Raw genomic sequence first — 19541 nt, 5'->3', positions numbered from 1 at the left:
AGCCGAGCCGCCGAAGGGGGCCCATCGCAACTGCACATCCACCCCCCAGGAGGTCCGTCAGTTGGACACGTCCGAGACACCGGTGACCACCACGCCGGTAGAAGACAAACGAGTATGGAAAGCGGGCCGGCTCGAGCCGATGCCCATCCGCAAGCTGCCCGACGCCCCGCCCTCGGTGCACATCCTCGGTCCCACCGTGTTCCTCGTGGCGCTCGGCGTGGGCATGGGCGAGTCGTACATGTGGCCCCGCCTGGTGCTGCTGTTCGGGCCCGAGATCCGCTGGCTGTTCCTGATCGGCGTCACCCTCCAGGCGGTCGTCATGCTGGAGATGGCGCGCTACGCGATGGCGACGGGGGAGAGCATCTTCTCCGGCGCCGCCCGCGTCTTCAAGCCGCTGATGTGGTTCTTCTTCGCGGTCGCGATCCTCGTCTACATCTGGCCTGGGCACCTCTCGGCGGGCGCGGCGGCCTTCGAGGAGATCACCGGCATCCCGTGGACCGTGACCGCGGTCACGGGACTGATCCTGGTCGGGGTGGTCTTCAGCCTGGCCAAGGTCATCTACAACGTGCTGGAGAACCTGCTCTCGGTGCTCATCGGCGCGCTGGTCATCGGCACCGCTGTGATCGCGGCCATGGTGGGCTCCTGGAGTGACGTGGTCAGCACGATCACCGGGATGTTCTCCATCGGCTACCTGCCGCCAGAGGCGCTGTCGGCCGCCTGGTTCCCGGTGATCGTCGGCGCCTGCGCCTTCGCGGGGCCGTCCGGCATGCAGCAGATGTGGTACACCCTGCACCTGCGCGACTCGGGAGCGGGCATGGGCGCGCACATCCCGCGCATCCGCGGCCTGCGGCACGCCGGCGAGGAGGAGGCCATGCCCTCGCGCGGCTTCATGTTCGACACCGAGGACCCCGCCGAGATGGCCAAGTGGCGCGGATGGCGGCGCTGGGTCACCTTCGACGCGCTCCTGCTGTTCTGGGGCGTCACGATGCTCGTGACGATCTCGTTCACGGTCATCGCGCAGGCCGCGGCCAGGCAGAACCCCGGCGTGCGCGCGGCCATCCAGGGCGACGACAGGGAGGTCGCGCTCAGCGCCATGGCCGACGCCGTCTCCTCGGCCGGCAGCTCGGTGCTGGGCGTGGTGTTCCTCGGGTTCATCGCGCTGATCGGGCTCAACGCGACGCTCGGGCTGTTCGACTCCTTCTCGCGCGGCCAGGCGGACATGACCTACAACTTCGTGCCGGGCGCGCGCCGGCTGAAGATGGCGCACCTCTACGCCGGCTTCCTCTGGGGAGTGATCGTCTTCGGCATCCTGATCCTGCTCTTCGGACCCGCCGACGGGCCCAGCGGGATCCTCGACACGCTGGCGTTCCTGTCGACGTTCGCGATGGGCGCGTACTGCGTGACGCTGCTCCTGGTCAACAACAGGATGCTGCCCAAGCCGATCAGACCGCGATGGTGGTCGAACGCGATCATCGGCTTCGGCGCGGTCTTCTACCTCGGGATGCTGTTCTACAGCCTCGTCGCCTTCGGCGTGGTGGTGGGCTGATGGTCGCCCGTCACAGCCTCGAACTGGCCGTCCCCGGGCTCGCCGTCGGCGCCCTCGCCGGCGCCATGGCGGGCGGGCTGACCCTCTTCGCGGGTCAGCCCGGCGGGGCGGCGCTGCTCGCGCTACCGCTGGCTCTCTTCGGCGGCCTGTACGGCATGCTGCTCGGCCACGGCCCGTTCCGTCCCGGCACCTTCGCGCCCGCCGGACTGTTATGGCTGCTCGCCTTCCCGCTGTCCAGACTGGCCCAGGAGAGCGTCGCGCCCACCGGTGGGATGGCCGACGGCGTGCTGCCCTTCCTGGCCTACCAGGCCATGGTGAGCCTGGGATTCGCCATCGGCTTCCTCTGGCTGCACGAGCGGCTCATGCCGTACTGGCTGCTGCGGGTGCGCGCGCGGCGGCGCAACCCGCGCGCTGACGAACTGCTCGCCCACTACGTACGGAGGGCATCGGTGTGAACCTGCCTCCCTGGATCTGGCTGGCCACGATCGCGGGGTTCGTGCTCGTGCTGGCCGTCGACTTCTACCTGGTGGCCCGCAACCCCCGCGAGCCGTCGTTCAAGGAGTGCGTCGGCTGGGTGACGTTCTACGTCGCCCTCGCGGGGGTCTTCGGCGCGGGGCTCCTGCTGCTGTCGGGGCCCGCGCGCGGCGGGGAGTTCTTCGCCGGATGGATCACCGAGTACTCCCTCAGCGTCGACAACCTCTTCGTCTTCCTGCTGATCATGAGCAGGTTCCGGGTGCCGATGCGGTACCGGCAGAAGGTGCTGCTGGTCGGGATCGTGGTGGCGCTGCTCATGCGGGGCGTCTTCATCGCCCTGGGCGCGGAGGCGGTCGCCCGCTTCGACTGGCTCTTCTACGTCTTCGGCGCCTTCCTCGTCTACACCGCGTGGAAGCTGATCTCCACCTCCTCGGACTCCTCGTCGGAGGAGTTCGCGGAGAACGCGGTGATCAGGGCGACGCGGCGGCTGCTGCCGACGACCTCTGCCTATCACGGGGCGTCCTTGACGGTACGGCTGGACGGCCGGCGCATGGTGACCCCGATGCTGATCGTCATGGTCGCCATCGGGACCACGGACCTGCTGTTCGCCCTCGACTCGATCCCGGCGATCTTCGGGCTGACGAAGGATCCCTACCTGGTCTTCACCGCGAACGCGTTCGCGCTGATGGGACTCAGGCAGCTGTTCTTCCTGATCGGCGGGCTGCTGGACCGGCTCGTGTACCTCAGCAAGGGACTGTCGGTGGTGCTGGCGTTCATCGGGGTCAAGCTGGTGCTGGAGGCGCTGCATCACGACGGGGTGACGTGGGCGCCCGAGATCCCGATCCTGGTGTCGTTGGGGGTCATCGTGGGGACGCTGGCGGTGACAACGGTGGCCAGCTTGGTGAAGTCGTCCTCGTCGGGGCCTTCCCCAGGTTCGTCAGCGGCCTCCTCGGGGGCCTCGTCCTCTTCGTCGTCCTCGTCCTCTTCTGAGGGCGAGCGGCGCTGACTTTCCGCGGGTGGGGCTTCAGGCCCCGCCCGCGGCCTTGTCGTGAGCGGTCGCCTCGGCAGTCCATTCGCGCAGGTAGCGGTCGGCCTCGTCGGCCGAGTAGTGCTGCCTCGTCGCCAGGCCGACGGCCAGGCCGAGCATGCGGCCGTCGGCGGAGTTGCCGATGGGATCACTAAGGAGAAAGCGGGCAATCGCCTTCATTGGTCATCACCTCTCTTCCATCGTCTACCCGCGGTGTTACCTGAAAACGGCACCGAGTGAACTCCGCGTCAACGTCGGCCCGACCCTACGGACGAACCTCCACACGACGGCCGGCCCTCGGGCGCTTCCCGAAACCGGGAAGCCGCTCAACCCTCCAGATGGCCACCCACCTTCCCGAGGTGGCCGTCAACCCCCGATGACCGGCGCCTCCCGGAAGTCGGATGGCCTATCTCCCCGGTGCCGCCCGCATGCGGCGTCGCCGTACCGGCTGGGGCGCCGGCTCCTCCGGCTGGTTCTTGCGCTGCTCCAGGTACGACACCCTCGTGTGCTCGGTGTGCTCCCGCATGATCTGCGCCGCCATCTCCTCGTTCCCGTCGGCGATGGCGTCGATCAGATCCTCGTGCTCCCGCCACGAGGTGAGCCCCCGCTGTCTCGCCACCGGCGTGTGATACCACCGCACCCGGCGCGCCACCTGTGCCGCGAGCTCGGCCAGCACCTTGTTGCCCGACAGCGCCGTGATCAACGCGTGCAACTCGGAGTTGGCCGCCACCGCCGTGTCGGTGTCCTCCGCGTGAGCCGCCGAGGCTCCCCGCGCGCACAGCCTGCGCAGCGCGGCCACGCCCTCCTCGTCCGCGTGCCGCGCGGCCAGCCGCGCGGACTCCGTCTCCAGCAGCGCTCGTACGGCGAGCAGCTGGTCGGCCTCCTCGACACTGGGCGAATGCACGAAGGCCCCCTGGCCCGGATGCAGATCCACCCATCCTTCGCCGCTGAGCAGCTGCAACGCCTCGCGCACCGGCTGCCGCGACACCCCGAGCAACTCGGCCAGCTCGCTCTCGACCAGATGCTGCCCGGGCCGAAGCTGCCCGGACACGATGAGCTCGAGCAGCGCTTCGAACACGCTCTCCCTGAGCGGCACGGGACGCGGAATCTTGGCCGCCGCCCCCGAATCAGACTGCAACATATCCGCACCCTCAACTGTTTGTGGTCGACTGCCTACAGCATACAGTTTCCAGGCTCCACCTGCCCGGTGACCCCGATCACAACCGCGAAGCCGCGGACGACCGCGAAAGCCGTCCCCTCGTCGAGCACGCCGTGGACGACCGCGAAGGCCATCCCTCGTCGACCAGGCCGTGGACGTGATCCGCGAGCCGAGGGTGTCATGGGAGTTTCCTGCCCAACGCGATGCTGCGGGAGCCCAAGGCGTGGGCCCCCTGGTGGACAGGGTCGACATGACCGTGCTCCTGCGCAACCTGACCAGCAGCGATCGCCCGCGAGTCCTTGTTGATCGCTGCACTGGCACAATACGGGCATGCGATGCACCCAATGCGGCGGCGTGGACCTCGAGCCGGGCTTCATCGAGGATGCCGGCGAGCATTCCCAAGGGTACGCCCGCTGGATCAAGGGCCCTCTGGAGCGCGGGATCTTCGGCGGCGCCAGGCGTATGGGGAAGACCCGCTGGATCGTCGAAGCCTTCCGCTGTGTCGAGTGCTCGCACCTAGAACTGTTCGCGCGCCCGAAAGACTGAACCGGCGCGCGTCCTCAGGAGGGAAGCCCACGAGTTCGGCCCCTCCGTGCTGTCGCGCACACCCCTCGCAGGCGCTCGGCTTCTACCGCCGCACCGCCGCCGTAGGCGGTCTCGGCAGGACACGCACGTCGTTCGTCGCCGCTGCCTTCATGCCGGCCACCGGCAGGAGGTGTCAGAAACCAGCGAACGTTGGGCTGACCTGCTCCTCATCGACGCCACGTGCTGAACCCGGCGCGCCATACCACCCGGCCGAGAGGGTACGGCTGAGGTTGTACGACCTGCTGAGGAAAGGCGTGGCTCATGTGCCGATGGCTCGTTTACTCGGGGACGCCCCTGTTGCTGTGCGACGTGCTGTACCGTCCGGAGCCGTCGCTGATCGACCAGAGTCTGCGCTCCCGGATGGGCGTGCAGACGACGAACGGCGACGGGTTCGGCGTCGGCTGGTACACCGGTGACATCGCCACTCCGGCGATCTTCCGGGACACCGGCCCGGCGTGGAACAACCGCAACCTGCGGGAGATCGCCAACCATGTCCGCTCGCCGCTGTTCTTCGCCCACATCCGCTCGTCGACCGGCACGGCGGTGCAGCAGACCAACTGCCACCCGTTCCGTCACGGACGCTGGTTGTGGATGCACAACGGCGTGGTCGCAGGCTTCGAGCGGCTCCGGCGGGAGCTGTGCATGGCCGTCGACCCCGCGCTGTTCTCCCGCATCGAGGGCACGACGGACTCGGAGGTGATGTTCTACCTGGCGCTGACGTTCGGCCTGGACGACGATCCGCCGGGGGCCGTGGGCCGGATGGCCGGCCTGGTCGAGCAGCTCGGCCATGACAACGACGTCGAGTTCCCGCTGCAGATGACGGTCGCGACGTCGAACGGCGAGCGGGTGTGGGTTTTCCGCTACTCCAGCCGGCGCGAGTCGCGCACGCTGTTCTACAGTTCCAGCGTCGAGTCCCTGCGCGCGCTGTACCCCGATGTCGCGTGGCTGCGCGGGCTGTCGGGAGACACGCGCCTGGTCGTGTCCGAGCCGCTCGGCGACCTGCCGGGAGCCTGGAACGAACTCCCGGAGAGCAGCTACGGCGTCATCCCGCCCAACGGCGAGCTGCTGGCCGGGTTCAACGTCGCGCAGCTGACCTGACCGGGTGCTCCGCTGCGTCCCGGGCTCAGACGGCTTGGCCGACCGCCCGCAGGGGGCATCCGGTGCCGACCCGCGCTGTGAGCTCGGCCCGTAGGGCGGCGAGCTCGCCCATGCGCGCGTCGATGACGTGGATCTTCTCCTCGAACAGCGCGGACAGCCTTTCCGCGGAGTCCGGCGCGTCGTGCAGTTCCTCGCCGTGCCGTGCGATCTCCGCCAGTGAGAACCCGAGCGTCTGCGCGGTGCGGACGTAGTGCAGCCAGGCCACTGTCTCGGGCGGGAAGTCGCGATAGCCGTTGGCCAGCCGTCGAGCTGTGACGAGGCCGACCTTCTCGTAGAACCGGATGGTGTCCTTGGTCATCCCCGCTTGCGCGGCCAACTCTCCGATGCGCATGACCCTCCGTCGGATTACGGGCTTGACATTGGAGCGTACTCCACTGTTTACCGTGAGCCTTCGTTGCCGTGAGACCCACAGGAGGCCCCTCGTGATCCGTCTTCTCGCCCCTTCCCGCCACGCCTACCTTCGCGTCGTACGCGCGAGCGCCTGGTACGACCTCGTCGTCACGGCGGGATTCGCGACGCCGTGGACGTACACCCTGGTGCACGGGGCGCTGTCGTCGTTGGGCGGCGCACTCGGGCTGGGCGTCATGCCCGCCCTCGACCCGATGCAGACCTTGTACGCGAACCTGATGGGCTCGGTCATAGTCGTCTGGGCCATCCTGCGCATCGTCAGGCCCCTGCCCCTGCACGGATTGCTCGACGGCGTCGCCCGGACGCTGTTCGCGATGTGGCAGGCGTACGCGCTGATCCACGGCGCCACGGGGGTGCTGTGGCTGTTCTTCGTCGTCGAGGTGGCGCTCGGCGTCGTTCAGCTGGTGCCGTGGTGGCGGCGCACCTCTTTGGTGAACGATCTCGCCGGCTTGGGTGACCGCTGAGATCAGCAGAGTGGCGGCGAGCCCGCGAGATCAGGTGCTGTCTCGCGCCGGTCGTTCCGGCAGACGAGCCTCGAGCATCCCCTCGGGGCCGCGGGCCGCCTCGACCGAGGCCCTCCGGCCACCGGCAGCTGCCCGTCGTGCGCCACTTCTCGTTCCTCGGGTCAGACGGGGATCGTGACGGGCCTGCCGGGCACCCGCAACCGCAGGCTCGCCGCCGCCGCCCCGAACGCCACGCACCCGGCCAGCAGACCGATCCCACCCAGCCCGGCCCCGCCGAGATGGCCGACCCCGCTGAGCAGATCAGGCATCAGTACCGTTCCCCGCACCGGGCCGCCTCCACCGATCACACTGTTTCCGCCTGGCGAGGGGCTGCCCCCATGCGTGCCGGTCCCGCCCAGCAAGGCCGATCCCGCCAGGATCACTCCCGCGAGACCGACACCCGCGATACCGGCCAACGCCTTGGCGCTGTAGACCACGCCGTGGATCTCGCTCACCCGCTCCTCACCGAAGTACTCCCGCACCAGGGCGGCCACCAGCGGATAGAACGCGCCCCCGCCCAGGCCCGCCACCACCGCGCCCCCCATGATCGAGCCGCTCGCCAGCACCACCTGGCCGACCCCGAGCACCGCAAGCACCAGCGCAAGGGTCCGCCGCCGCCCCAGCACCTCGGAGACCCTCATCGCACCGGACCGCCCCGCCCCGTTCAGTGCGATCAGGAGCGCGAGCGCCGGCCATTCCCCCAGGGCCGCCACCATCACGACGTCGAAGATGGAGATCGTCCCGGCACAGAGCAGGATCCCCACCAGGACGGCCAAGGCGGGAGTCCGCAGCGCCTGTCCGGGCGTGAACTCGCGTACCGCGGGAGGTGTCCTCCGCAACTGTGTGGCGTCCAGGGCGTGCTTCCTGGGGTCGACCGTCGCGGGCCACCACCGGCGCGGCGCCAGCCGTACGAACCGGGCCGCCAGCCCGATCGCCACCACGGCCACCACCGCACACACCGCGAAAGCCACCTGCACCGCCCAAGGCCCGTCACCACCGGCAGCCGTCGCACCGGCGACCACCGCGAGGGGAAGCGCTCCATATCCGAACGCCCCGGTCACATAGCCCACCCGGGCCGCCGACCTCTCCGGATACCAACCGGCGACCAGCCGACTGCATACGCCATACACCAGCCCGCCACCGACGCCACCCAGCAACGAGAAGCCAAGGAGCAGCGCCCAGAGCTCCTCACTGACGGCCACAGTGACCAACCCGATCCCACTCAAACCGGCCCCCGCCCCCAACACCAGCCGAATCCGCACCCCATGCCCATCGGACCCACCCCTGAGGGGCACCCCGTCCTCGGCGGTCCGCGTGTGGGGGTCTCGCGTGTGGGGCGTGCGGTCTTCGATCGTCCGCGTGCGCGGTCCTCGACCATCGGCGTCGCTCGCCCGGGGTTCCCTCTCTTCGGCTGTCCGTGACCGGGGCCCGGGGTCGTCGGCTTCACGCCTGTGAGGCGAGGGGCTCTCTGCCACCTGTGCCCGCATCCGCAGCCTACGACTATCGGACTCGCCCGCTTGTGACGCCCTGGCCGTCCGGGTCCGTGGCTGGCGACCGGCGGTTGCACGTACCTGAGGGTTGCTGTCCTCGAGCCTCTTCACGCCTTTTCGTGGGGTGGTGGGGTGGCCGTTGGGCGGAGGTGTGGTCAGGAGGTGGGTGCTGAGGAGGAAGGCGGTGATGGCCTGGACGACGATCCAGGCGGCCAGTGGTAGCAGGACCGTCACCAGGGTGCGGCCTCCGGCGAGGAAGGCGGGTACGGCCGCGGCGTAGCCGTACTGCATGGGGGCGATGGCCAGCATCGAGGCCCAGGCCAGTACGAACATCCGGCGGCGGTCGGGCGGCGGGGCGGAGACGAGGTAGGCGCGGCCGCGCCAGTCCCGGACGTAGGCACTTTCCATACTGTATGGAATATCCGGTAGGCGGCGTTCTGTCGAGGGCCTGGACGAGTCATATTCCATACGGTATACCGTCTACAAGAACCGCATAGGGAGTCTCGATGGACCTGTACGAGTACCAGGCGAAGGAACTCTTCAGACGGCACGGTGTCCCCGTACCGCGCGGCGGGGTGGCTGCCACCCCTGACGAGGCGCGGGCGATCGCGGCGGAGCTGGGTACCCCAGTTGTCATCAAGGCGCAGGTCAAGACCGGAGGCCGGGGCAAGGCCGGAGGCGTACGGCCGGCACCGGGCCCGGCCGCGGCGCACGAGCAGGCGGGACGCATCCTCGGCATGGACATCAAGGGACACATCGCGCACACCGTCCTCGTGGAGGAGGCGACGGTGCCCTTCGAGGAGTACTACGCGGCCTTCCTCGTCGACAGGGCGAACGGTTGTCTCCTCGCAATGGCGTCCACCGAGGGCGGCATGGAGATCGAGGACGTCGCTGCGACCAGGCCTGAGGCGCTGGTCAAGGTGGCGATCGACCCCCTTGCCGGGGTGGATGGAGCGCTGCTCGCCCGCCGTTCGGGACTGCCCGAGGCGGCGGGGCCGGTCCTGGAGCGGCTGTGGCGGGTGATGGACGAGGAGGGCGCCCTGCTCGTCGAGGTCAACCCCCTCGCCTGCACCACCGACCAGCGCATCGTCGCCCTCGACGGCAAGATCACGTTGGACGACAACGCCCTGTTCAGACACGACGGCTCTTCCCACGGCGAGGGCGCATGCCTCGTGGCGGAGTGGGCCGGCGGGGAGCACCAAGGGGAGGGGCTCGAGGCCAGGGCGCGGCGGCGCGGACTCAACTACGTCAAGCTCGACGGCCAGGTCGGCATCGTCGGGAACGGCGCGGGACTGGTGATGAGCACGCTGGACGTCGTCGCCCAGGCAGGTGCGGGGCCCGCGAATTTCCTCGACATCGGCGGTGGCGCGTCAGCGAAGGTGATGGCCGATGGCCTGGAGATCATCCTGTCCGATCCCGACGTCCGTTCCGTGCTGGTGAACGTCTTCGGCGGGATCACGACCTGCGACGCGGTGGCCACGGGGATCGTCTCGGCGCTCGAGCTCCTGGGTGAGCGGGGCGCGACGCGGCCGATCGTCGTCCGGCTGGACGGCAACAACGCGGAGGTCGGGCGGCGCATCCTCAGCGACGCCCGGCATCCGGCCGTGCGCCAGGTCTCCACGATGGACGGCGCCGCGGAGCTGGCCGCCCGGCTGGCCAAGGCGGGCGCGTGATGGCGATCCGACACTGTCGGGTCGCGGGGGCTTGCGGCGGTCAGTGTGGGCGGGCCTCGCTTCGGTGCCTGGGGATGGTCTGGCTTCGGGCTCTGGAGGTGCCCTGGCTTTGGGGCCGGGGGATGGTGACGGGCGCGCCGCTTCTGGGGGTGAAGGGCGCGCTGGTTCTGCGGGTGATGGGCGCGCCGCTTCTGGGGGTGAAGGGTGCGCCGGTGATGGGGTCGAAAGACGCGCCGCTTGTGGAGGTGAAGGGCGTGCCGGTTCTGGGGTCGATAGTTGCGCCGGTTCTGAGGTTGGGGGAGGCGCTGGTTCGGGGGTCGGGGGGACGGGCTGGGTGCGATACGGCTCCCGGCGACAAGGCGTCGGTTCATGAAAGCGGGTACATGATGGCGATCTTTCTGACCAAGGACAGCAGAGTCCTCGTGCAGGGCATGACCGGCGCGGAGGGCGCGAGGCACACCGCCAGGATGCTGGCGGCGGGCACCGACGTGGTCGCCGGCGTGACCCCGGGCAAGGGCGGCACGTCGGTGGACTTCGGCGAGCGAAGGGTGCCGGTGTTCGGCACGGTGGCCGAGGCGATGGCCGAGACGGGCGCGGACGTGTCGGTGGTGTTCGTGCCGCCGCGCTTCGCCGGGGCCGCGGTGGAGGAGGCGGCCGAGGCGGAGATGCCTCTCTGTGTGGTGATCACCGAGGGTGTGCCCGTCCACGACACGGTGCGGTTCCTGGCCAAGGCGCGCCGTACGAGGATCATCGGACCGAACTGTCCCGGACTCATCAGCCCGGGGCAGGCGTCGGCGGGGATCGTCCCCGCGGACATCACCGGGCACGGGCGGATCGGGCTGGTGTCGAAGTCGGGCACGCTGACCTACCAGCTGATGTACGAGCTGCGGGATCTCGGGTTCTCGACGGCGGTGGGCATCGGCGGCGATCCCGTGATCGGGACCACGCACATCGACTGCCTCCGGGCGTTCGAGGAGGACCCGGCCACGGACGCGATCGTGATGATCGGGGAGATCGGCGGCGACGCGGAGGAGCGGGCGGCGGCGTTCGTCGAGGCCAACGTGACCAAGCCGGTTGTGGCGTACGTGGCGGGGTTCACGGCCCCGGAGGGCAAGACGATGGGGCACGCGGGGGCGATCGTGTCGGGCTCGTCGGGGACGGCGCAGGCCAAGAAATCGGCGTTGGAGGCCGCGGGGGTCAAGGTCGGCAGGACCCCTTCGGAAACCGCCCGCCTCATGAGGTCGGTCCTCGCCCGCCCCACAAGGGAGGCCTCATGACCGCCCCCGGAGCCATCGGCCCCGCCACGGGCCGCAGTGGCGCGGGTGTTGTCGGAGGCGGGGGAGGACCGGCCCGACGAGGTGCCGCGTCCACCGGGATGGGCGGCGGCGGCGGTGCGACGGGTGTCGTCTCCAGCGGGGGAGACGCGGGCGTCGCGGGGTTCGGTGGGGCGGGCGTCGCTACCGGTGAGGGAGGGGTGGGCTTAGGAGGAGCGTCTGGGGTGGGGCTGCGGTTCGATGTGAATCTGAGCATTCTGTTCACTGAGCTGCCCCTCCTCGACCGCCCCGCCGCCGCGGCCGCAGCCGGGTTCACGGCCGTCGAGATGTGGTGGCCGTTCGATGGGCCCACCCCGCCCGCCCGCGCCCTCCGCGCCCTCCGCTCCGCCATCGAGGACGCCGGAGTCCAGCTGGTGGCCTTGAACTTCGACGCGGGCGACATGGCCAACGGCGACAGGGGGGTGCTCACCCAGACCGAGAGGTTCCTGGCCAACGTGGACGTGGCCGTGGAGCTGGCGGGCAGCCTCGGCTGCCGGATCCTCAACGCCCTGTACGGCAACGCCGCGACCGGCACCACCGAGACAGACCATGCCGGTCGGCGGAAGGTAGCGGTCGCCAACCTCGCCCACGCCGCCCGCAAGGCCGCCGACATAGGCGCCACCGTCGTCGTCGAAGCGCTCAACAGCCACGAGAACCCGCGCTACCCCCTCACCTCCTCCCGCCAGGCCTTCGAGCTGATCGACCAGGTCGGCGTGGACAACGTGAAGTTCCTCGCCGACCTCTACCACCTGCACCGCATGGGCGAGGATGTGCTGGAACTCCTCGACACCCAGGCCCACAGGTTCGGCCACGTGCAGATCGCCGACGACCCGGGACGCGGGTACCCGGGCAGCGGACGCATGCCGTACAGGGAGATCTTCAGCAGGCTCGGCGCCTACGCGCGCCACGTCGGGCTGGAGTACCGGCACGAAGGTCAGGGCGCGTTCGACTGGAGGAACGGATGAAGATCGGCTTCATCGGTCTCGGCATCATGGGCGCGCCCATGGCCGCGAACCTCGGCAAGGCGGGCTTCGAGGTCCGTGGGTACGACCTCAGACCCGAAGGCAGGACGGTCGCGAGCGTGGCCGAGGCGGTCACGGGCGCCGACGTGGTCATCACGATGCTGCCCGACTCGCCGCAGGTGGAGGAGGTGCTCCCGGAGATCGTCGAGTACGGCGGGGACAACCTTCTCTACATCGACATGAGCACGATAAATCCGGAAACGTCGATGGGGATTGCGCAACGCCTGCCCCGCGCCCTCGACGCGCCCGTCAGCGGCGGAGAGCGGGGCGCGATCGAAGGCAGCCTCTCGATCATGGTGGGCGGCGCCGAGGCGGACTTCCACGCCGCCTTACCCGTCCTGCGGGCCGTCGGCCGGACGATCGTCCACGTCGGCCCGCCCGGCGCCGGCCAGACCGTCAAGGCCGCCAACCAGCTGGTCGTCGGCGGCACCTACGCCCTCGTCGCCGAAGCGATCATGCTGATGGAGGCCTCGGGCGTCGACCCTGGCAAGGGCCTCGACGTGCTGGCGGGCGGGCTGGCCGGCTCCCGCGTCCTGGAGCTCAAACGCCACTCCATGGTGGCCCGCGACTTCACCCCCGGCTTCCGTATCGACCTGCACCACAAGGACATGGGCATCGCCACGGCCGCGGCCAGGCAGGCGGGGCTCTCGCTCCCGATGACGGCCCTCGTCACCCAGCTCATCGCCGCGGCCAGGGCCCAGGGGCACGGCTCGCTCGACCACTCCGCCCTGCTGAAGGTGATCGAAAGGATCAACGCGGCATGAAACGAATCCCCTGCATGGAGGCGGTCGTCGCGGTGCTGGAGTCGGAGGGCGTCGACACCGTCTTCGGCATCCCCGGCGCCGCCATCCTGCCGCTCTACGCGGCGCTGCGCACCAGCTCGATCCGCCACATCACGGTCCGACACGAGGAGGGCGGCACGCACGCGGCCGACGGCTGGGCCAGGGTGACGGGCAACGTCGGCGTCAGCATCGGCACGAGCGGCCCGGCCGGGACGAACATGATCACCGGCCTCTACACCGCGCTGGCGGACTCCATCCCGATGATCTGCGTCACCGGCCAGGCCGCCACGGACAAGCTGCACCAGGAGGCGTTCCAGGCGGTCGACATCGTGGAGATCGCCAAGCCGGTGACGAAATGGGCGGTGCAGCTCAAGGAGCCTGCCCAGGCGCCGTGGGTGTTCCGCGAGGCGTTCAGGATCGCCAGGTCGGGCCGTCCGGGGCCGGTCCTCATCGACCTGCCGATCGACGTGCAGCGCGGCACCTGCCTCTATGACCCCGCGCTGGACGCGCCGCTGCCGGTGGAGGTGCCGGGGCCGCGGCCGAGCCTGGTGCGGAAGGCCCTCGAGGCCATCCGGCAAACCAAACGTCCGATCATCCTGGCCGGCGGAGGGGTGGTGATCGGCGACGCCGCCGAGGAGCTGCGGCAGGTGGCCGAGCGGCTGCGGATCCCCGTCCAGGTGACGCTGATGGGCAAGGGCGCCTTCCCCGAGGACCACGCGCTGTTCGCGGGCATGGCGGGGGTCCAGACGCACACCAGATGGGGCAACGCGGCCTTCCTCGAGAGCGACCTCGTGCTGGCGGTGGGCGCCAGGTTCGGCGACAGGCACACCGGCGATCTGGAGGTCTACCGCAAGGGCCGCACGTTCGTCCACGTCGACATCGAGCCCACCCAGCTCGGCAAGGTCTTCGAGCCCGACCTCGGCATCGTCTCGCACGCCAGGCCGTTCCTGAAGTCCCTCGCCGAGGCGGCGCGGGAGGAGGACGTTCCGTCCAAGGCCAGGGAGAAGTGGTCGCGCAGGGTCGCCACGCTCAGGGAGAGCCTGCCCCGCAGGGACGACTTCGACGACGTGCCGATCAAACCGCCCAGGATCTTCAGGGAGATCAACGACTTCTTCGGCAGGGACACCACCTTCGTCACCGCCATCGGCCTCTACCAGATCTGGTCGGGCCAGTTCCAGAAGACCTACCTGCCCAGGCGCTACCTCGTCTGCGGCCAGGCGGGGCCGTTGGGCTGGGAGGTTCCCGCCGCGATGGGGGTCAAGGTCGCCCACCCCGAACGCCAGGTCGTCGCGGTCGTCGGCGACTACTCCTTCGAGTTCCTGATGGAGGAGGTCGCGGTCGCCGCGCAGTACCGGATCCCGTTCGTCATCGTGATGATCAACAACGAGTACCTGGGGCTGATCAGGCAGGCGGAGCTCCCGTACGGGATGAACTTCGCCGTCGAGCTGGGCGGCGTCGACCACGTGAAGGTCATGGAGGCCTTCGGCTGCCCGGGGCGGCGCGTCGAGGCGCCCGGCGACATCCGCGACGCCCTCGCCTGGGCGGCGAAGGAGGCGGAGAAGGAGCGGCTGCCGGTCCTGGTCGAGGTGATGGTGGAGCGGGAGGCCAACGCCGCCATGGGCCCCGCCCTCGACGCCATCAGGGAGTTCGAGCCGCTGCCCGCCCGCGCCGCCGAAACCGTCGACTGGTCCGACTGAAGGAGCGCTCATGCTGAAGCCGAGGACCGCCTGGTCCGACGCCTACGACGGGTGCCGCGCGGCGGCGCCCGAGGCCTTCCACGACGACAGGGTGCTCAACCACTGGGGCGGGATCTGGCAGCGCGACGGCCGTCCCGTGCCCGTCTTCTCGCCCGTGGACGGCACCGCGATCGCCGGGCCTCCGCGCCTGGACAGGTCGGGCGCCGCGCGGGCCGTCCACGCGGCCGTCGACGAGCACGGGCAGTGGCGCCACCTTCCGCTGCCGGAGCGCAGGGCGCGGGTGGCCGCGGCCGTGGAGGCGCTCCAGGCCCACCGCGACCTGCTCGCGCTGCTGCTGGTCTGGGAGATCGGCAAACCATGGCGGACGGCCTGCGCCGACGTGGACCGCTGCCTCGACGGTGTGCGCTGGTACCTGGAGGAGATCGAGCCCATGCTCGCCGGCCGGACGCCACTGCCGGGGCCGGTGAGCAACATCGCCAGCTGGAACTATCCGATGAGCGTGCTCATGCATGCCATGCTGGTGCAGGCGCTGGCGGGCAACGCGGTCATCGCCAAGACGCCCACCGACGGCGGCCTGTCGTGCCTGACACTGGCCACGGCGCTGGCCGTCAGGGAGGGCCTGCCGTTCACGCTGGTCAGCGGCGGCGGGGCGGAGCTGTCGCCGGTGCTGGTCGGCGCCCCCGAGCTGGGCTGCGTCTCGTTCGTCGGCGGCAGGGACGCGGGCGCCCAGGTGGCCACCTCGCTCGCCGATCGCCCGGGCCTGCGCTCCCGCCGGCACGTGCTGGAGCAGGAGGGGCTCAACTGCTGGGGCGTCTGGGAGTACTCGGGGTGGGAGCTGCTCACGACGCAGATCACGAAGTCCTTCGACTACGGCAAGCAGCGCTGCACCGCCTACCCGCGCTTCGTCGTGCAGCGGGAGCTGTTCCACGACTTTCTCGCCGCCTACCTGTCGGCGGTCGGAGACCTCAGGTACGGTCACCCGCTCCAGGTGGCCGCCCCCGACGACCCGCTGCCGGAGCTGGACTTCGGCCCGCTGATCAACGCCGCCAAGGCCAAGGAGCTGGCCGACCAGGTGGAGGAGGCGATCGCCAAGGGCGCGGTGCCGCTCTACCGGGGCCCCGCGGTGGAGGGGGAGGCCTACTTCGCCCCGGTGGCGCTGCTCGATCCGCCGCGCTCCTCGCCGCTGTTCCACGCCGAGCCGTTCGGCCCGGTGGACACGGTCGTGCTCGTCGACACCGAGGCCGAGCTGCTGGCCGCGATGAACGCCAGCAACGGCGCGCTGGTCGCGACGATCTCCTGCGACGTCCCGGAGACCGCCGAACGGCTGGCGCCAGAGGTGCGGGCGTTCAAGGTGGGGATCAACCAGCCCCGCTCGCGCGGCGACAGGGAGGAGCTGTTCGGCGGGCTCGGCGCCTCGTGGCGCGGGGCGTTCGTCGGTGGCGAGCTGCTGGTGCGGGCGGTCACCCAAGGGCCTCCGGGTGAGCGGCTGCCGGGCAACTTCCCTGGCTACACGCTGCTTCCCCGGTGAGCGCGATCGAGACCACCTGGTCGAGGGCGGGGTTGCCGGCTTTCAGGTAGTCGTTGTGGCCACCGGGGCCGCCGTCGAACACCCTGGCGCCGAAGGCGGGAGTGACAGGGTCGGCGCCGTAGCCGATCGGGCCGAGCCGTACGCCGGGTCTGAGGACGTCGTCCTTCGCGCCGAGCGCGGCCCAGACCCTCGCGGGTGTGCGGAGCTCGGCCTTGGTGGCGGCGCCCATGCCGGGGCTGCCCAGCACGACGATGTCGTCGACCGGCAGGCCCGGCGCGGCCTGCCCGCACACGACCGACCCGTAGCTGTGGCAGACGAGGCTGAGCCGGTCCTTGCCGCCGAGCGCGGTGACGAGCCTGCGCAGCGCCATGGCGCCCTTGGCCGCCGGCAGCGTGGTGACGACCTGCCAGTCGGTCATCTCGGGCGCGTCGTAGCCGAGCCAGCCGAGGACGGCCACCGGCTCGCCCGGCCTGAGCGCGGCCGCTCTGGCGTGGATCGCCCTGGCCGCGCCGGCGGGGGAGGCGGAGGTGCCGTCGAAGTCGTCGAGGCCGAATCCGGTGCCGGGCACGAAGACGATCACCGTCCGGGCGGCGGCGAGGTCGCCCACCACCTCGATCGCCCTGCCGTCGCCCGCCCTGTCGTAGGCGAGCAGCCGGCGGTCGCCGCCCGAGACCGCCCTGGTGGCGGCGTAGCGTTCGGCCAGCGCGGACTCGGTCATCGCGGGCAGGTCGAGCGGTTGGGAACCCGGCAGGCAGCCCGCGCCCGAGACCGTCAGCAGGACGGCCGCGACGAGGAGCGTTCGTGTGGGAAACCGCATGACTCTGGACGCTACGCGACGCCGCGAACCGTCCGCGTCACGCGCAGGTCGGATCCGCCGATCACTCCTGGGTATCAGAAGGCCCCGAACCTGTCGGCCACCACGAGGACGAGGAAGGTCAGCATGGCCACGCGCAGCAGCTTGCCGCCCGCGCCGAGCGAGGGCCACGACAGATAGGCCAGCCAGCCCACGAAGGCGACCACCGGCAGCACGGCCAGGCCGCCCAGCCAGCTGTCGAGCACGAACCCGGCCAGCAGCAGGATCACCAGCACCACGGGCGCCACCCAGCGCGGCACCTGCGTGAACAGGAAGGTGAGGGGCAGGGCGCTGCGCTGTTCGACGGTCTTGCGCAGGCCCGTGGCGCCCGGCGTGAAGAACTGCTCGCCGGGCGGAAGAGGCTTTCGAGTGGCCACCTCACGAGCCTAGCGCGGCACGCGCCCGCCGCTGAAGCCTCGCCACGGAACCCGGCAGGTCCGGCGAGCGGCCGGGGCCGGGCGCGAGCCGGGAGCACCGGATCCTCGAGAGGACGCATCGGGACAGGCCCTCTGTCTGACATCCTGGATCACGTGCTCGCACTGATTCGCTACACCGTTCCCGAGGCACGCTCCCAAGAGTTCCTCAAACAAGGCCAGGAGATCATCGACGTGCTGGCGGCCCAGCCCGGCTACCTGCGCGGACGCCTGTGCCGTTCGGTCGACGAGCCGAACCTCTGGGCGCTCGTCAGCGAGTGGGAGGGCGCGGGCTTCTATCGCCGCGCGCTGTCCGCCGCGCGGATGGCGATGTACCCCCTCATGATCCTGATGGTCAACGAGCCCAGCGCCTTCGAGGATGTGTACGTTTCCGGGCGAGACGATTAGTCGCGCGCGGCGGCGGCCAGATGTCCCCTAAGCTGGGATCTCATCATTCCACTCGCCGACCTCCAGCCGGAAAGAGATTCAGCCAATGGCACGCCGGACCGACGTCATGGACACGATCGTCAGCCTCGCCAAGCGACGGGGGCTCGTCTACCCGTCGAGCGAGATCTACGGAGGCCTGCGCGCGTCGTGGGACTACGGTCCGCTGGGCGTGGAGCTGAAGAACAACGTCAAGCGGCAGTGGTGGCTGTCGATGGTCCAGGCCAGGGAAGACGTGGTCGGCCTCGACTCCTGCGTCATCCTGGCCCCCGAGGTGTGGCAGGCCAGCGGCCACGTCGAGACCTTCACCGACCCGCTGACCGAGTGCCAGTCCTGCCACAAGCGCTTCCGCGCCGACCACCTGGTGGAGGCGTACGAGGAGAAGCACGGCAAGCCGCCCGCCGGGGGCCTGGCCGACCTCACCTGCCCCAACTGCGGCAACAAGGGCACCTTCACCGAGCCGCGCCAGTTCAGCGGCCTGCTGAAGACCTACCTCGGCCCGGTCGAGGACGACTCGGGCCTGGCCTACCTGCGCCCCGAGACCGCGCAGGGCATCTTCATCAACTACGCCAACGTCCAGCAGTCGGCGCGCAAGAAGATCCCCTTCGGCATCGGCCAGATCGGCAAGTCGTTCCGCAACGAGATCACGCCCGGCAACTTCATCTTCCGCACCCGCGAGTTCGAGCAGATGGAGATGGAGTTCTTCGTCAAGCCCGGCACCGACGAGGAGTGGCACCAGTACTGGATCGACGAGCGCTTCCGCTGGTACTCCGACCTGGGCATCAACAAGGACAATCTCCGGCTCTACGAGCACGCCAAGGAGAAGCTGTCACACTACTCCAAGCGCACCGTCGACGTGGAGTACCGCTTCAACTTCACCGGCTCGGAGTGGGGCGAGCTCGAGGGCATCGCCAACCGCACCGACTTCGACCTGACCGCGCACGGCAAGGCCTCGGGCGTTGACCTGTCGTTCTTCGAGCAGGACACGGGCGAGCGCTACGTGCCCTACGTCATCGAGCCCGCCGCCGGTGTCGACCGCGCCACGCTGACGTTCCTGCTCGACGCCTACACCGAGGACGAGGCGCCCAACGCCAAGGGCGTCATGGAGAAGCGCACGGTGCTGCGCCTCGACCACCGCCTCGCCCCCGTCAAGGTCGCGGTGCTGCCGCTGTCGCGCAACGCCGACCTGTCGCCCAAGGCCAAGGACCTCGCCGCCCAGCTGCGCAAGCGCTGGAACGTCGAGTTCGACGACGCGGGCGCCATCGGCCGCCGCTACCGCCGCCAGGACGAGATCGGCACGCCGTTCTGCATCACGGTCGACTTCGACACCCTCGAGGACCACGCCGTGACCATCCGCGAGCGCGACTCGATGGGGCAGGAGCGCATCTCGCTCGACCAGGTCGAGTCCTACCTGCGCCGGCACCTGAACGACTGACGCTGGAGCGAAGAAAAGGGGGGCGGCCGCA

At 70.1% G+C, this 19541-nt stretch carries 20 protein-coding genes; 14 read left to right on the top strand and 6 right to left on the bottom strand.

All coding sequences use genetic code 11. The annotated features are described in order from the left end of the window. Positions 1 to 139 precede the first annotated feature (139 nt). From H4W81_RS25025 to H4W81_RS25015, 3 genes are read left to right on the top strand one after another with little or no spacing between them, the layout of a single operon-like run. Entirely contained in the window at positions 140 to 1546 is a 1407-nt protein-coding gene (locus tag H4W81_RS25025; protein ID WP_225958785.1) for an Nramp family divalent metal transporter, read from the top strand. Beyond that, on the top strand, positions 1546 to 2001 hold the full coding sequence (locus H4W81_RS25020) for a hypothetical protein (RefSeq protein ID WP_192777043.1): 456 nt from the start codon (positions 1546 to 1548) through the stop codon (positions 1999 to 2001). The genes H4W81_RS25025 and H4W81_RS25020 overlap by 1 nt, the downstream gene beginning before the upstream one ends. Beyond that, positions 1998 to 3026, top strand: a complete 1029-nt coding sequence (locus H4W81_RS25015) for a TerC family protein (protein ID WP_192777042.1) — start codon at positions 1998 to 2000, stop codon at positions 3024 to 3026. Before H4W81_RS25020 ends, H4W81_RS25015 begins: the two co-directional genes overlap by 4 nt. A gap of 18 nt (positions 3027 to 3044) precedes the next feature. Here the strand turns inward: H4W81_RS25015 and H4W81_RS25010 are convergent, their stop codons facing one another. Together H4W81_RS25010 and H4W81_RS25005 are read right to left on the bottom strand one after the other, a co-directional pair. Next, a complete protein-coding gene (locus H4W81_RS25010) occupies positions 3045 to 3227 on the bottom strand; it encodes a hypothetical protein (protein ID WP_192777041.1) in 183 nt (60 codons plus the stop codon). Between the two features lie 226 nt (positions 3228 to 3453). Then, positions 3454 to 4188 carry a GntR family transcriptional regulator gene (locus tag H4W81_RS25005; RefSeq protein WP_192777040.1) on the bottom strand — a complete coding sequence of 245 codons (735 nt, stop codon included), beginning with the start codon at positions 4186 to 4188 and terminating at the stop codon, positions 3454 to 3456. Between the two features lie 348 nt (positions 4189 to 4536). On the opposite strand from H4W81_RS25005, the gene H4W81_RS25000 reads away from it, so the two are divergent. After that, positions 4537 to 4752 carry a hypothetical protein gene (locus tag H4W81_RS25000; protein ID WP_192777039.1) on the top strand — a complete coding sequence of 72 codons (216 nt, stop codon included), beginning with the start codon at positions 4537 to 4539 and terminating at the stop codon, positions 4750 to 4752. A 348-nt stretch (positions 4753 to 5100) separates the two neighbouring features. Beyond that, positions 5101 to 5889, top strand: coding sequence for a class II glutamine amidotransferase (locus tag H4W81_RS24995; RefSeq protein WP_318781937.1), 789 nt, complete (start codon positions 5101 to 5103; stop codon positions 5887 to 5889). A 25-nt stretch (positions 5890 to 5914) separates the two neighbouring features. Here H4W81_RS24995 and H4W81_RS24990 read toward each other — a convergent pair whose 3' ends face one another. Beyond that, a complete protein-coding gene (locus H4W81_RS24990; RefSeq protein WP_192777037.1) occupies positions 5915 to 6280 on the bottom strand; it encodes a MerR family transcriptional regulator in 366 nt (121 codons plus the stop codon). A 91-nt stretch (positions 6281 to 6371) separates the two neighbouring features. Between H4W81_RS24990 and H4W81_RS24985 the strand changes: the two genes are divergently transcribed. Further along, the gene (locus H4W81_RS24985) at positions 6372 to 6821 is read left to right on the top strand and encodes a hypothetical protein (RefSeq protein WP_192777036.1); all 450 of its coding nucleotides are present in this window, start codon (positions 6372 to 6374) and stop codon (positions 6819 to 6821) included. Positions 6822 to 6982: 161 nt separating this feature from the next. Here H4W81_RS24985 and H4W81_RS24980 read toward each other — a convergent pair whose 3' ends face one another. Beyond that, positions 6983 to 8347: an MFS transporter gene (locus tag H4W81_RS24980; RefSeq protein ID WP_225960115.1), complete on the bottom strand. Its 1365-nt coding sequence runs from the start codon at positions 8345 to 8347 to the stop codon at positions 6983 to 6985. 509 nt (positions 8348 to 8856) lie between these two features. Here H4W81_RS24980 and sucC point away from each other — a divergent pair. The 6 genes from sucC (at position 8857) to H4W81_RS24950 (ending at position 16365) form a co-directional block, all read left to right on the top strand. Continuing rightward, the gene (gene sucC / locus H4W81_RS24975) at positions 8857 to 10023 is read left to right on the top strand and encodes an ADP-forming succinate--CoA ligase subunit beta (protein ID WP_192777034.1); all 1167 of its coding nucleotides are present in this window, start codon (positions 8857 to 8859) and stop codon (positions 10021 to 10023) included. A 386-nt stretch (positions 10024 to 10409) separates the two neighbouring features. Continuing rightward, on the top strand, positions 10410 to 11300 hold the full coding sequence (gene sucD, locus H4W81_RS24970) for a succinate--CoA ligase subunit alpha (RefSeq protein WP_192781023.1): 891 nt from the start codon (positions 10410 to 10412) through the stop codon (positions 11298 to 11300). A gap of 239 nt (positions 11301 to 11539) precedes the next feature. Continuing rightward, positions 11540 to 12301: a hydroxypyruvate isomerase family protein gene (locus H4W81_RS24965; RefSeq protein ID WP_318781936.1), complete on the top strand. Its 762-nt coding sequence runs from the start codon at positions 11540 to 11542 to the stop codon at positions 12299 to 12301. Continuing rightward, positions 12298 to 13122 carry an NAD(P)-dependent oxidoreductase gene (locus tag H4W81_RS24960; protein WP_192777033.1) on the top strand — a complete coding sequence of 275 codons (825 nt, stop codon included), beginning with the start codon at positions 12298 to 12300 and terminating at the stop codon, positions 13120 to 13122. Before H4W81_RS24965 ends, H4W81_RS24960 begins: the two co-directional genes overlap by 4 nt. Beyond that, positions 13119 to 14837 carry a glyoxylate carboligase gene (gene gcl, locus H4W81_RS24955; RefSeq protein WP_192777032.1) on the top strand — a complete coding sequence of 573 codons (1719 nt, stop codon included), beginning with the start codon at positions 13119 to 13121 and terminating at the stop codon, positions 14835 to 14837. The genes H4W81_RS24960 and gcl overlap by 4 nt, the downstream gene beginning before the upstream one ends. 10 nt (positions 14838 to 14847) lie before the next feature. After that, positions 14848 to 16365 (top strand): aldehyde dehydrogenase family protein, encoded by a 1518-nt coding sequence (locus tag H4W81_RS24950; protein ID WP_192777031.1) that lies wholly within the window; start codon positions 14848 to 14850, stop codon positions 16363 to 16365. Here H4W81_RS24950 and H4W81_RS24945 read toward each other — a convergent pair. Next, positions 16298 to 17182: an alpha/beta hydrolase gene (locus H4W81_RS24945; protein WP_192777030.1), complete on the bottom strand. Its 885-nt coding sequence runs from the start codon at positions 17180 to 17182 to the stop codon at positions 16298 to 16300. The two genes, H4W81_RS24950 and H4W81_RS24945, sit on opposite strands and share 68 nt — an antisense overlap. Before the next feature lie 74 nt (positions 17183 to 17256). Beyond that, positions 17257 to 17595: a DUF6703 family protein gene (locus H4W81_RS24940; protein ID WP_192777029.1), complete on the bottom strand. Its 339-nt coding sequence runs from the start codon at positions 17593 to 17595 to the stop codon at positions 17257 to 17259. A 153-nt stretch (positions 17596 to 17748) separates the two neighbouring features. Between H4W81_RS24940 and H4W81_RS24935 the strand changes: the two genes are divergently transcribed. Together H4W81_RS24935 and H4W81_RS24930 are read left to right on the top strand one after the other, a co-directional pair. After that, complete coding sequence (locus H4W81_RS24935) at positions 17749 to 18039, top strand: antibiotic biosynthesis monooxygenase family protein (protein WP_192777028.1); 291 nt, start codon at positions 17749 to 17751, stop codon at positions 18037 to 18039. 85 nt (positions 18040 to 18124) lie between these two features. Next, on the top strand, positions 18125 to 19510 hold the full coding sequence (locus H4W81_RS24930; RefSeq protein ID WP_192777027.1) for a glycine--tRNA ligase: 1386 nt from the start codon (positions 18125 to 18127) through the stop codon (positions 19508 to 19510). The last annotated feature ends 31 nt before the right edge of the window (positions 19511 to 19541 follow it).

It is taken from the genome of Nonomuraea africana (genome assembly GCF_014873535.1).
In the GTDB taxonomy this organism is placed as follows: Bacteria; Actinomycetota; Actinomycetes; order Streptosporangiales; family Streptosporangiaceae; genus Nonomuraea; species Nonomuraea africana.
The sequence above is the reverse complement of the archived record's forward strand: the minus strand, read 5'-3'. Positions and strand labels throughout refer to the sequence as shown.